The sequence below is a fragment of the Streptomyces sp. NPDC031445 genome (assembly GCF_055581365.1).
Genome location: NZ_JBVIJO010000006.1, coordinates 162,110 through 174,812, shown reverse-complemented (window position 1 = coordinate 174,812; position 12,703 = coordinate 162,110). Strand labels below are relative to the sequence as shown.

The 12,703-nt window shown below is 71.2% G+C and carries 11 protein-coding genes and 1 pseudogene; 3 read left to right on the top strand and 9 right to left on the bottom strand.

The window, feature by feature from the left end:
• Positions 1–20: 20 nt before the first annotated feature.
• From prcA to arc, 6 genes are all read right to left on the bottom strand, one after another.
• Entirely contained in the window at positions 21–776 is a 756-nt protein-coding gene (gene prcA, locus ACZ5DC_RS18095) for a proteasome subunit alpha (RefSeq protein ID WP_468653788.1), read from the bottom strand.
• A gap of 61 nt (positions 777–837) precedes the next feature.
• On the bottom strand, positions 838–1,683 hold the full coding sequence (gene prcB / locus ACZ5DC_RS18090; protein ID WP_366750760.1) for a proteasome subunit beta: 846 nt from the start codon (positions 1,681–1,683) through the stop codon (positions 838–840).
• A complete protein-coding gene (locus ACZ5DC_RS18085) occupies positions 1,635–2,147 on the bottom strand; it encodes an endonuclease VII domain-containing protein (RefSeq protein WP_468653786.1) in 513 nt (170 codons plus the stop codon). Before ACZ5DC_RS18085 ends, prcB begins: the two co-directional genes overlap by 49 nt.
• Before the next feature lie 123 nt (positions 2,148–2,270).
• Entirely contained in the window at positions 2,271–2,489 is a 219-nt protein-coding gene (locus ACZ5DC_RS18080) for a ubiquitin-like protein Pup (RefSeq protein ID WP_344025019.1), read from the bottom strand.
• A gap of 172 nt (positions 2,490–2,661) precedes the next feature.
• Positions 2,662–4,173, bottom strand: a complete 1,512-nt coding sequence (gene dop, locus ACZ5DC_RS18075) for a depupylase/deamidase Dop (protein ID WP_366761242.1) — start codon at positions 4,171–4,173, stop codon at positions 2,662–2,664.
• A gap of 232 nt (positions 4,174–4,405) precedes the next feature.
• Entirely contained in the window at positions 4,406–6,172 is a 1,767-nt protein-coding gene (gene arc, locus ACZ5DC_RS18070; RefSeq protein WP_103812389.1) for a proteasome ATPase, read from the bottom strand.
• A gap of 520 nt (positions 6,173–6,692) precedes the next feature.
• Between arc and ACZ5DC_RS18065 the strand changes: the two genes are divergently transcribed.
• A complete protein-coding gene (locus tag ACZ5DC_RS18065) occupies positions 6,693–6,995 on the top strand; it encodes a ferredoxin (protein WP_366750756.1) in 303 nt (100 codons plus the stop codon).
• Between the two features lie 7 nt (positions 6,996–7,002).
• On the opposite strand, the gene ACZ5DC_RS18060 is transcribed toward ACZ5DC_RS18065, so the two are convergent.
• The 3 genes and pseudogenes from ACZ5DC_RS18060 to ACZ5DC_RS18050 all read right to left on the bottom strand — a co-directional run.
• Positions 7,003–7,584 (bottom strand): hypothetical protein, encoded by a 582-nt coding sequence (locus tag ACZ5DC_RS18060; protein WP_468653785.1) that lies wholly within the window; start codon positions 7,582–7,584, stop codon positions 7,003–7,005.
• Between the two features lie 236 nt (positions 7,585–7,820).
• Positions 7,821–8,723 (bottom strand): tRNA (adenine-N1)-methyltransferase, encoded by a 903-nt coding sequence (locus tag ACZ5DC_RS18055; RefSeq protein WP_366750754.1) that lies wholly within the window; start codon positions 8,721–8,723, stop codon positions 7,821–7,823.
• 83 nt (positions 8,724–8,806) lie between these two features.
• A pseudogene (locus ACZ5DC_RS18050) lies at positions 8,807–10,432 on the bottom strand (site-2 protease family protein); the annotation flags it as partial.
• Positions 10,433–10,882: 450 nt separating this feature from the next.
• Between ACZ5DC_RS18050 and ACZ5DC_RS18045 the strand changes: the two are divergent.
• Together ACZ5DC_RS18045 and ACZ5DC_RS18040 are read left to right on the top strand one after the other, a co-directional pair.
• Positions 10,883–11,914 carry a RecB family exonuclease gene (locus ACZ5DC_RS18045; protein ID WP_468653783.1) on the top strand — a complete coding sequence of 344 codons (1,032 nt, stop codon included), beginning with the start codon at positions 10,883–10,885 and terminating at the stop codon, positions 11,912–11,914.
• Positions 11,915–11,967: 53 nt separating this feature from the next.
• Positions 11,968–12,639, top strand: a complete 672-nt coding sequence (locus ACZ5DC_RS18040; RefSeq protein ID WP_014671700.1) for a response regulator — start codon at positions 11,968–11,970, stop codon at positions 12,637–12,639.
• Positions 12,640–12,703: the final 64 nt, after the last annotated feature.

Genomic DNA, 12,703 nt, shown 5'->3' with positions numbered 1-12,703 from the left:
GATGGACGTGCGGGGGACGGCTACTCCTCGTCGGAGTCCTCGTTGCCCTCGGCGCTCTCCGCCTCCGTGCTCGCGCCGTCCGCCGCCAGCAGGCGGGCGAGCTGGCGGCCGACGATCCGCTTGAACTTGCGCTTCTGCGGGCGCGTGCGGTCCAGTACGGCGACCTCCAGGCGCTCGGCGGGGATCTCCCGCTCGCTGCCGTTGGTGTCCCGCGACAGGGCCTGCACGGCCAGCTTGAGGGCCTCGGCGAGGCTCATGCCGTCACGGTGGCGCTGGTCCAGGAAACCGCTGATCTGCTCGGCGTTGCCGCCCACCGCGACCGAGCCGTGCTCGTCCACGATGGAGCCGTCGTGCGGCAGCCGGTAGATCTGGTCGCCCTCGGGGGTCTCCCCCACCTCGGCCACCACCAACTCCACCTCGTACGGCTTCTCGGCCGCGGAGGAGAAGATCGTGCCCAGCGTCTGGGCGTAGACGTTGGCCAGGCCGCGGGCGGTGACGTCGTCGCGGTCGTAGGTGTAGCCGCGCAGGTCGGCGTAGCGGACGCCACCGATGCGCAGGTTCTCGTACTCGTTGTACTTGCCGGCCGCAGCGAAGCCGATCCGGTCGTAGATCTCGCTGAACTTGTGCAGCGCGCGGGACGGGTTCTCGCCGACGAAGACGATGCCGTCGGCGTACTGCAGCACGACCAGGCTGCGGCCACGGGCGATGCCCTTGCGGGCGTACTCCGCCCGGTCGGCCATGGCCTGCTGGGGTGAGACATAGAACGGCGTCGACACCGGTTATCCGTCCCTTTCTGTCATGGTCACTGGATCACCTTGATAAGAACCGGGCCCGCGCTCAGAGCAGGGCGGCCTTGGGGCCGTCGGGCTCCTCCAGGCGCTTCTGGAGCACCGCGCGGGCGAGCTCCGACGACTCGTCCCCGGTGAGCCGGCGGAAGCCGTCCTCGGTGATCACGGTGATGATCGGATAGATCCGGCGGGCGACATCGGGACCGCCGGTCGCCGAGTCGTCGTCAGCCGCGTCGTAGAGGGCCTGCACCACCAGGGTGGTGGCCTGCTCCTCGGTCAGGTCGTCACGGAACAGCTTCTTCATCGCACCGCGCGCGAAGATCGAGCCGGAGCCCGTCGCCGCGAAGTTGTGCTCCTCGGAACGGCCGCCCGTGACGTCGTAGGAGAAGATGCGCCCCCGCTCGCGGTCCAGGTCGTACCCCGCGAAGAGGGGGACCACCGCCAGGCCCTGCATGGCCATGCCGAGGTTGGAGCGGATCATGGTCGACAGCCGGTTCGCCTTGCCCTCCAGGGACAGCTGGGCTCCCTCGACCTTCTCGAAGTGCTCCAGCTCGAGCTGGAAGAGCTTGACCATCTCGACGGCCAGGCCGGCGGTGCCCGCGATGCCGACAGCCGAGTACTCGTCGGCCGGGAACACCTTCTCGATGTCCCGCTGCGCGATCACGTTGCCCATCGTGGCCCGGCGGTCACCGGCGAGCACGACCCCGCCGGGGAACGTCACGGCCACGATGGTCGTGCCGTGCGGCGCCTCGATCACGCCCTTGGCGGGCGGCAGCTGCCGGTTGCCGGGCAGCAGCTCGGGCTGGTGCTCGGCGAGGAAGTCCATGAACGAAGAGGATCCTGGCGTCAGGAAGGCAGCTGGTAGACGCCCGGTGCTACGAGTGTTGGCTTCCACGCGTTTCCTTCCACATATGCAGCAGCCCGCCTTATGACCTCGGGCTGATCCTTGAACTGCCCCAGTGCAGCGTTGCAGCTGAAGCACAGTACGCCACGGACCCTACCCGTCTCATGGCAGTGATCCACATGCTCGGCGGGGGCCGCGAGGCAGATGCAACAGATGCCTCGCCGTGCCACGATCATGGCGCCCAGCTCAGACGGCGTGAGGCCGTACTTCCGCTGGAAACAGCTGATGCGATCCCGCTCCGCCCGGCACGCACGGCGGTAACTGGACCAGCCGTCCGAGGACGACTTGTCGGGCTCCCACTCGGAGTGGGGCTTGATCGCTTCGCACTGCGGACACCGCTTGTGCCCGGGCGGGACCGGCACCCTCTGCCGAACCACCCGCCCCTTGGCCTGCTGGCGCTGACGGTAGTACTCGGCAGAGCACTCACGGCAGTACGCCTGCAGGCCGTCGGGCATCGACCGGTTTCCAGCGAAAGCCGCCCGCGGCAGGTCGCGCCTGCACCGCGAGCAGCGCCGCCCTGTCGTCTCTTCCACTACCCGAACCCCCACCCGTCACCTTCGATTCGAAGGCGAAGGGCCCTACTGGCCACCCTTCTGAACGAATGACCTCACGAAGTCCTCTGCGTTCTCTTCGAGCACGTCGTCGATCTCGTCCAGGACGGAGTCCACGTCGTCCGACAGCTTCTCGTGCCGCTCCTTGAGGTCCTCCGAGGCCTGCGCGTCCTGCGCCTGCTCCTCGGCCTCTTCCGTGGACCGGGTGGCCTTCTGCTGACCGCCGCCGGTGTCCTTGGTTGCCATAACCCTCACCCCGCTCAGTTCGCCTGCCGATCGGTGATGATCAGACCCTACAAGCCGGGTCCGACATCGGCCCCGCAGTTTCTCCAACGTACGGGGGCCATCCCGATGATTCCCGGGCGGTGGGGTTTCCACCCCGGCCGCCCGGACGCACCGGGTACCCCCCTGGCTCCGCTCACCCGCCGGACAGGACCCTGACCAGGTCTTCCGCGGTACGGCAGCGGTCCAGGAGCTCCTTGACGTGATTTCGCGTTCCGCGTAGCGGTTCCAGGGTTGGAACACGCTGGAGCGAGTCGCGGCCGGGGAGGTCGAAGATGACCGAGTCCCAGGAGGCGGCCGCGACGTCGTCCGCGTACTGCTCCAGGCAGCGCCCGCGGAAGTAGGCGCGCGTGTCCTCCGGGGGCTTCCTGCGGGCCCTGTCGACCTCGGACTCGTCCAGCAGCCGCTTCATGCGCCCCCGGGCCGCCAGGCGGTTGTAGAGGCCCTTCTCGGCCCGCACGTCGGCGTACTGGAGGTCGACCAGGTGCAGCCGGGCCGCGTCCCAGTCCAGGTCGTCGCGGCGGCGGTAGCCCTCCATCAGCTCCCGCTTGGCGACCCAGTCCAGCTCGCCGGCCAGGCTCATCGGGTCGTTCTCCAGCCGGGTGAGGGTGTCCTCCCAGCGGCTGAGGACGTCCTTGGTCTGGTCGTCGGCGTCGGCGCCGAAGCGCTCCTCGACGTACTTGCGGGCCAGCTCGAAGTACTCCATCTGCAACTGGACCGCGGTGAGCGTGCGCCCGCTGCGCAGGGTGACCAGGCGCTTGAGCGACGGGTCGTGCGAGACCTGGTGGAGGGTGCGCACGGGCTGGTCGACGGCGAGGTCGACGGCGATGAAGCCGTCCTCGATCATGGACAGGACCAGGGCGGTCGTGCCCAGCTTCAGGTACGTCGAGATCTCGGAGAGGTTCGCGTCGCCGATGATCACGTGCAGCCGGCGGTACTTCTCGGCGTCCGCGTGCGGTTCGTCGCGGGTGTTGATGATCGGCCGCTTGAGCGTCGTCTCCAGGCCGACCTCGACCTCGAAGTAGTCCGCGCGCTGGCTGATCTGGAAGCCGTGCTCGTGCCCGTCCTGGCCGATGCCGACGCGGCCGGCCCCGGCGAAGACCTGGCGGGAGACGAAGAAGGGCGTGAGGTGGCGCACGATGTCCGAGAAGGGGGTCTCCCGCTTCATCAGGTAGTTCTCGTGCGTGCCGTAGGAGGCGCCCTTGTTGTCGGTGTTGTTCTTGTAGAGGTGGATCGGCTGGGCGCCGGGCAGCTGCGCGGCCCGCTCGGCGGCCTCGGCCATGATCCGCTCGCCGGCCTTGTCCCAGAGGACGGCGTCGCGGGGGTTGGTGACCTCGGGCGCGCTGTACTCGGGGTGGGCGTGGTCGACGTAGAGGCGCGCACCGTTGGTGAGGATGACATTGGCCAGGCCGATGTCCTCGTCGGTGAGCTGGCTGGAGTCGGCGGCCTCCCGGGCGAGGTCGAAGCCTCGCGCGTCGCGCAGCGGGTTCTCCTCCTCGAAGTCCCAGCGGGCCCGGCGGGCCCGGTGCATCGCCGCTGCGTAGGCGTTGACGATCTGGGACGAGGTGAGCATGGCATTGGCGTTCGGGTGGCCGGGGACGGAGATGCCGTACTCCGTCTCGATGCCCATTACTCGCCGTACGGTCATGCGGCCCTCCTTGCCCGGCGGCACCCTCGGTCGTGGGCGCCGCTCAAGTACCGCCGGCGCTCCGGTGCGTGTGCGGTGCCCGTCCCCGCACGGCGCGACTCGGCGGCAGGAACGAGCCTAGAACGCCTTTGCGCTGGTGGGGAGATCATTTGCGTCATTGGCTGCTCCGGTCGTGGCCCGAAAAGCAGTCGGCTGCGGGTACCCGCCGAGGGCACCCGCAGCCGCCCTGCCGTTACAGGTACTGACCGGTATTCGCCACCGTGTCGATGGAGCGTCCGGTGTCCGCGCCCTGCTTTCCGGTGATGAGCGTACGGATGTACACGATCCGCTCGCCCTTCTTTCCGGAGATCCGGGCCCAGTCGTCCGGGTTGGTGGTGTTGGGCAGGTCCTCGTTCTCCTTGAACTCGTCCACGCAGGCCTGGAGCAGGTGGGAGACGCGGAGACCCTTCTGGTTCTTCTCCAGGAAGTCCTTGATCGCCATCTTCTTGGCGCGGCCCACGATGTTCTCGATCATGGCGCCGGAATTGAAGTCCTTGAAGTAGAGGACTTCCTTGTCGCCGTTGGCGTAGGTGACCTCCAGGAAGCGGTTCTCCTCGGATTCGGCGTACATGTGCTCGACCGCGGTCTGGATCATGCCCTGGACCGTGGAGCCCTTGTCGCCGCCGTGCTCCGCGAGGTCGTCCGCGTGCAGCGGCAGACGCTCGGTGAGGTACTTGCCGAAGATGTCCTTCGCCGCCTCCGCGTCCGGACGCTCGATCTTGATCTTCACGTCGAGCCGGCCGGGGCGCAGGATGGCGGGGTCGATCATGTCCTCGCGGTTGGAGGCGCCGATCACGACCACGTTCTGCAGGCCCTCCACGCCGTCGATCTCGGCGAGCAGCTGCGGGACGATGGTGTTCTCCACGTCCGAGCTGACACCGGAGCCGCGGGTGCGGAAGAGGGACTCCATCTCGTCGAAGAAGACGATCACGGGGGTGCCCTCGCTGGCCTTCTCACGCGCACGCTGGAAGACGAGGCGGATCTGCCGCTCGGTCTCGCCGACGTACTTGTTGAGCAGCTCGGGGCCCTTGATGTTCAGGAAGAAGCTCTTGCCCGCCGCCTGGCCGGTGACCTCGGCGACCTTCTTGGCCAGCGAGTTCGCCACGGCCTTGGCGATCAGCGTCTTGCCGCAGCCGGGCGGGCCGTAGAGCAGGACGCCCTTGGGCGGGCGCAGCTCGTGCTCCTTGAACAGGTCCGGGTAGAGGTACGGCAGCTCGACCGCGTCGCGGATGGCCTCGATCTGGTTGCCGAGACCGCCGATCTGCTCGTAGCCGATGTCGGGGACCTCTTCGAGGACCAGTTCCTCGACCTCGCTCTTGGGCACGACCTCGTAGACGTAGCCCGAGCGCGGTTCGAGCAGGAGCGCGTCGCCGGCGCGGATGGTGACGTCCAGCAGCGGCTCGGCGAGCCGTACCACCCGCTCCTCGTCGGTGTGCCCCAGCACCAGGGCACGCTCGCCGTCCTCCAGGATCTCCTTGAGGGTGACGATGTCGCCGACGCGCTCGAACTCCATGGCCTCGACCACGTTGAGCGCTTCGTTGAGCATGACTTCCTGGCCGCGCCGCAGCTCGTCGACCTCGACGCTGGGGCTGACGTTCACCCGGAGCTTGCGGCCGCCGGTGAAGATGTCGGCGGTGCCGTCCTCGTTGGCCTGCAGGAAGACACCGAAGCCGGCCGGCGGCTGAGCGAGCCGGTCGACCTCCTCCTTGAGGGCCACGATCTGGTCGCGGGCCTCGCGGAGGGTGTTGGCCAGTCGTTCGTTCTGGGCGGACACGCCGGCCAGGTTGGTCTGCAGCTCGACGATCCGCTCTTCGAGAATCCTCGTGTGGCGCGGAGAGTCGGCGAGCTTGCGGCGCAGGACGGCGATCTCCTGCTCAAGGTAGGCAATCTGCCCGGCCGGGTCGTCGGACCCGCGTCCCGGGCGGATGCCGCGGTTCATGTCGTCGTCGTGGGCTGCCACGGTCCTCACCTCCTCCAAGGGGAGCTGGACGCTTCCAGACCCTACCTGGGTGGGTGTCGATTGAAACCCCTAGATCACAAAGACTGTCAAGGTGTGTCGTCGGTCACCCGGTGCACACTCCCTCGCACGGAGGGGATACCCACTCAACGTGAAGGGAAAGCAGCTTGTTCCACGCATGGCGTGGTCGAATCCCTTCATTGCTGACCGGAGTTGTCCGCACCCTACCGATCGGCCCGTATACGGGCAGCACACAGAGCGCTCGTACGATCATCACGCAGAGCGACGGTGTCGGCGGATGGTGTGACCGCCGCGGCGGCCTGAAGTGATCGACCCGGCCGCCGGGAAACCCCTTTCCCGGTCCGGCGCTGGTACCCGAGCGGGCCGGGCCGGAAACCCCGGACCGCTCCCACACGGCAGCGAACCGGGCGGAGGTAGGGTCGGGGGTGTTCAACAGCCGCTGGAGCGGACCCGGCTGGCCCTCGGGGTGCCCGGACCGCCCGGCGAACCGACGGCAGGAGAGATGACCGTGCAGCAGGAGGCCCCGGGCGGCGAGGCGCTGGAGGTCTGGATCGACCAGGACCTGTGTACCGGCGACGGGATCTGCGCCCAGTACGCCCCCGAGGTGTTCGAGCTGGACATCGACGGGCTGGCCTATGTGAAGGGCGCCGACGACGAGCTGCTCCAGGCGCCCGGGGCGACCACGCCGGTGCCGCTGCCGCTGCTGGCCGACGTGGTGGACTCCGCGAAGGAGTGTCCCGGCGACTGCATCCACGTGCGGCGGGTTCTGGACAAGGTCGAGGTGTACGGGCCCGACGCGGAGTGAGCCCGGTTCAGACGCTCTGGGTCCCGGCCGGGGTGGTGCGCAGGAAGGCGCTGCCGTTCCACCGCCACGAGGCCGGGGTCTTCACGTCCGGGCAGCAACTGGGCACGGAGTCCGAGGAGTAGCCGAGGAGCGTGGCGGAGACCGCACGCGCGCGGAGCGCGAAGCCGGTGACCGTGAGCCGTTCCTTCGGCTCGACGAGGGTGGCGACCACGCGCGGCTTGCCGCCGTTCGCGGAGCGGGTGAGGACGTAGACGCCGTCGGGCGGGGTGCCCATGGGCGCGTCGCAGTGCACGACCGCGACGGTCTCCGGCCTGCCGTCGCCGTCCAGGTCCCCGGTGGCCTTCTTGACGACCACCGCCTTCACGGGGCCGCAGTCCAGCGGGAACCGCACACCGGCCGTGTCCGGCGGGGCGACGGCCGCCGCGGCGGACCTGCCCTCGGGGGCGGGGGCGGACTGGGCTGCCGTGGCCGAGCCGGGCTGGACGACCGAGGAGAGGGCCACGACACCCGCGACGGCCGTGGCGGTGGCGACCCAGTGGATGGGCCGGGTCTGGGTGTGCGCGAGCTCCGGAACGGCGGATTGCTGCACGAGGAGCGTCTCCTGTGAGGGCTGTGCCGGTGGGATGGGCTGCATGGTGCCACACGTCACAGTGCGCGGGAACGGCGGGGTCGGGGATTGCCGGCCGGATCGTGTGCACACCCACGCGCGCGCGTGGGAGGCGTCGGTGCCGGTGCCGTGCCAACGGAGGGGCGCCGTGACCGAGTTCCCCGATGCGGCCGGGAACTCGGGCACGGCGCCCTCGCGTTGTACCGGTGTGCGGCCGGTCAGCGGGCGGTGCCGCCGTCGGCGTTCGGGCCGGCGTAGTCCTCGCCGTAGGCGCCCTTCGCGGGGCGGCGGCGGCGCATGGGCGGCTCCACGCCGTCCGCGAGGCGGCGGGCGGTGAGCAGGAAGCCGGTGTGGCCGATCATCCGGTGGTCCGGGCGGACGGCCAGGCCCTCGATGTGCCAGTTGCGGATCATGGTCTCCCAGGCGGTCGGCTCGTTGAAGCAGCCGATCTCCCGGATGGACTCCACGGTCCGGGCGAGCTGGGTGGTGGTGGCCACGTAGCAGCACAGGATGCCGCCCGGGACGAGCGCCTTGGAGACGGCCTCCAGGCACTCCCAGGGGGCGAGCATGTCGAGGATGACACGGTCGACGTCGGTGTCGGACAGGTTGTCCTGGAGGTCGCCGACGGTGAGCTGCCAGGCGGGGTGCGGGCCGCCGAAGTAGCGCTCCACGTTCTGCCGGGCGATGTCGGCGAAGTCCTCGCGGCGCTCGTAGGAGTGCAGCATGCCCTGGTCGCCGATGGCCCGCAGCAGGAAGCTGCTGAGCGAACCGGAGCCGACGCCGGCCTCCACGACGCGGGCGCCGGGGAAGATGTCGGCGAAGGCGAGGATCTGCCCCGCGTCCTTCGGGTAGACGACGGCTGCCCCGCGGGGCATGGACAGGACGTAGTCGGGGAGCAGGGGGCGCAGCGCGAGGTAGGCGACGTTGCCGGTGGTCCGGACAACGCTGCCCTCGGGAGCGCCGATCAGTTCGTCGTGCGGGAAGGAGCCCTTGTGGGTGTGGAAGTTCTTCCCGGCTTCGAGCGTGAACGTGTAGTGGCGACCCTTGGGGTCGGTCAGCTGTACCTGGTCCCCGACCTTGAAGGGCCCGCGCCTGCGGGCGGCACCGGTCGGTTCGGACATGTGCCCAGCCTACCGGTTCCCCGCCGGGGGCTTGACCGGCGGAGGGGGTGGGCGGCGCGCGGGGGCGGGGGACGGCGGCGGTGTCAGGCCGGCCGTGCCATGGCCCGCACGAAGGCCCGCTCCACGTCGGCGGCGGACAGGACGCCGTAGATCTCGCCGGTCTCCTCGACCACCAGGTACTCGGTGGCCGGGGTGGCGCGCAGCACGTCCAGCAGTTCCTCGCCGGCCAGCTCGGCGGAGACCCGCATGCCGTCGGTCAGCTCCTGGGCGAGACCGCTGACGGAGACCCAGGGGCGGCGGTGCTCGGGCACGCCGACGATGGCGGCCTCGCGGACCAGGGAGAGCGGGTTGCCGTCGGCGTCGACCACGACCAGGGCGCGGGCCCCTGCCGCGTTGGCGCGGCGCAGCGCCTCGGAGAGGGGGGTGTCGTTCTCCACCGGCACGGCCCGCCGGGTGAGGGTGCGGGCGCGCAGCTCGGGAAGGTGCTCGCGCAGCCGGGCCATGCGCAGGCTGTTGCCGGCGCCGGTCCAGATGATCGCGGCGAGGATGGCGGCGAGCAGGGCGTCGGTGACGGTGTCCATGCCGCCCACGTCCTCGCCGCCGCCGCCGAAGGCGCCGGACTGGTTGAGCAGGGGCAGGCCGATCAGGACGGAGACGGCGAGGGCGCGGCCGACCCAGGCGGCGGCGACCGTGCCGGTCATCGGCTTGCCGCTGATCTTCCAGACGACGGCGCGGAGCATGCGGCCGCCGTCGAGCGGGAGGCCGGGGAGGAGGTTGAAGATCGCCACGATCAGGTTGGAGATCATGAGCCCGGCCAGCAGGACGCCGGGCACGGTGCCGGGCTCCACGGGCTTCATGGCGAGGTAGAACAGTCCGGCGAGGGCGAGGGAGAGCAGCGGGCCGACGAAGGCCAGCACGAACTCCCGGCCCGGGGTCTCGGCCTCCTTCTCGATCTCCGAGACGCCGCCGAAGAACTGGAGCTGGATGCGGCGGACGGGGAGCCTGAAGCGGATCGCGGCGACCGTGTGGGCCAGCTCGTGGACCAGCACGGAGGCGTAGAAGGCGACGGCGAAGAAGAGGGAGACCAGGTAGCGGGCGGCGCCCAGCTCGGGCAGCACCCGGTCGAGCTGCCCGCCGAAGACCCAGGTGATCAGCGCGGCGACGAGGAACCAGCTCGGCGCGACGTAGACGGGCACGCCGAAGGGGCGCCCCATGAGAATGCCGCCGCCGGGCTCCTTCGGCCGCGGCTCGGGCGGCTCACCCTTGGCGATACCGGAGTGGGCGAGGGAACGGTGCTCGGGGGCGGCGGCGTGATGCGTGGGAACGTGGGGGCCCTGCCGGGGGGTCTCGGCCGGGGTCCGGTGATTCCGCTCGGCCGGGGCGGCGGCGGACCGGTCGGAGTCGCCCTGAGCCCGGTGGTCCGAGGCGCGGCGGTCCGGCTCTGCCGGGGCAGCGTCCTCTCCGGGAGCCTCGTCCCGGGTTCGGTGGTCTGGCCCGGCCGGGGTGGCGGCGGGTCGGGGAGCCTCGTCCGAAGCGCGGTGGTCCGGCTCCGCCGGGGTGGCGCCCTGTCGCGGAGTCTCGTCCGAGGACCGGTGATCCCGCTCGGCCGGGGCGGTGGCGGGCCGGGGAGTCTCGGCCGGGGTTCCGTGGTCCCCCTCGGCCGGGGTGGCGGCGGGAGCGCTGTCCGCATCGGGCCTGGGGGACGTCGGGGCCGGGGCGTCGGGCTGGGGGGCCGTGTCGGTGGTGCCGTCGTTCGTAGGGGGCTGCGTACCGTCTGCGCCGCCCGTTCCGGTCCTGCCCGCCGGAGCCTCTTCCGCCGGCTCCTCGGTGCCGCTCTCGGCCCGGTCGGCGGGGCGCGGGGGTCCGGGCTCCGGGCCCGGGTGGCCGGTGGGGCCGGTCGCCGGGGCCGTAGGGTCAGCGGAGTGCTCGGCCGGCTCGTCGTTGCCCGACCGCGGCTGCCCGCTCCCGCCGCTCACGTCCACGGTGTCCCCTCGTTCGAAGCGTCCTTCCGCACCTGCCGGACGGAAGGGTCTCCAGTCGATGGTATGCGGCGGTGGTGGCACGTTCCGCCCCGGCACCCTGTGTTCGCCCCGGCAACGCGCGGCCGGCGCGGGCGGCGGCTGGGTCACTGTCAGTGGTGGGCCGTAAGGTCTGTGGACATGGACAGCAGCATCGACGAGGCGGCGGCCCAGCCGGGCGGCGCCGGACGGACGCCCCCGGCCACCCCGCTCCCGGCGCCGGACCCCGCGATGCCCGCGGCCACGGAACCGGCAGGGGAAGCAGCAGGCCAAGCGGCGCCGCCGACGGCCCCGGTCCCGCCCCCGGCCACGGACGGCACGAGCGGCACGGGCGAGGAGCGGGGCCCCGTCGCGCCGACCTCCTTGTCGCCCTCCCGGGCCGGTGACTTCATGCAGTGCCCGTTGCTGTACCGGTTCCGGGTGATCGACCGGCTGCCGGAGAAGCCGAGCGAGGCGGCGACGCGGGGCACGCTGGTGCACGCGGTGCTGGAGCGGCTGTTCGACGCGCCCGCCGGGGAACGGACGGCGCCGCGCGCCAAGGCGCTGATCCCGGGCCAGTGGGACCGGCTGCGCGAGAGCCGCCCGGAGGTGACCGAGCTGTTCGCCGACGACCCCGAGGGCGAGCGGCTGGCCGGATGGCTGGCCGAGGCCGAGCGGCTCGTGGAGCGCTGGTTCACGCTGGAGGACCCCACGCGGCTGGAGCCGGCCGAGCGCGAGCTGTTCGTGGAGGCCGAGCTGGAGTCGGGGCTGCGGCTGCGCGGGATCATCGACCGGGTGGACGTGGCGCCGACCGGCGAGGTGCGGATCGTCGACTACAAGACGGGCAAGGCGCCCCGGCCCGAGTACGCCGAGGGCGCGCTGTTCCAGATGAAGTTCTACGCCCTGGTGGTGTGGCGGCTGAAGCGGGTCGTGCCGCGGCGGCTCCAGCTCGTCTACCTGGGCAGCGGGGACGTGCTGACGTACGACCCCGTCCTCGCCGACCTGGAGCGGGTGGAGCGCAAGCTGCACGCGCTGTGGGAGGCCATCGAGCAGGCCACCCGGAGCGGCGACTGGCGGCCCCGGCCCACCAAACTGTGCGGCTGGTGCGACCACCGGGCGCACTGCCCGGAGTTCGGCGGCACTCCCCCGCCCTACCCGCTGCCGGTCACGGCGCCGGGGCCTGGGACCGTGTGAGCCCGCGGACACCGGCAGGGCAGAATGGGCCCGGACTAGCGAAGGAGTGTCACGTGGCCATCCGCGTCCTACTGGTCGACGACCAGCCCCTGCTGCGCACCGGTTTCCGGATGATCCTGGAGGCCGAGCAGGACATCGCGGTCGTCGGCGAGGCCGGTGACGGCCTGCAGGCCCTCGACCAGGTGCGCGCGCTGCAGCCGGATGTGGTGCTCATGGACATCCGGATGCCGCGCATGGACGGTGTGGAGGCCACCCGGCAGATCACCGGGCCCGGCCGGGACGGCCCGGCCAAGGTGCTGGTGCTGACCACGTTCGACCTGGACGAGTACGTGGTGGAGGCGCTGCGTGCGGGGGCCAGCGGCTTCCTGCTCAAGGACGCGCCCGCCAACGAGCTGGTGCAGGCGATCCGGGTGGTCGCGGCCGGCGAGGCCATGCTCGCGCCGAGCATCACCCGGCGGCTGCTCGACAAGTACGCCACGCACCTGCCGTCCGGCGAGGAGCCGGTGCCGGACACCCTGCACACCCTCACCGACCGCGAGGTGGAGGTCCTGAAGCTGGTGGCGCGCGGGCTGTCCAACGCGGAGATCGCGGCCGACCTGTTCGTCAGCGAGACGACCGTGAAGACGCATGTGGGCCATGTGCTCACCAAGCTGGGGCTCAGGGACCGGGTGCAGGCCGCGGTGTACGCCTACGAGAGCGGCCTGGTGCGTCCCGGCGCGCAGTAGGACGGGAAGCAGCGGTACGACGCCGAAGGGCGCCCTCCCCCGGTGGGGAAGGGCGCCTTTGCCG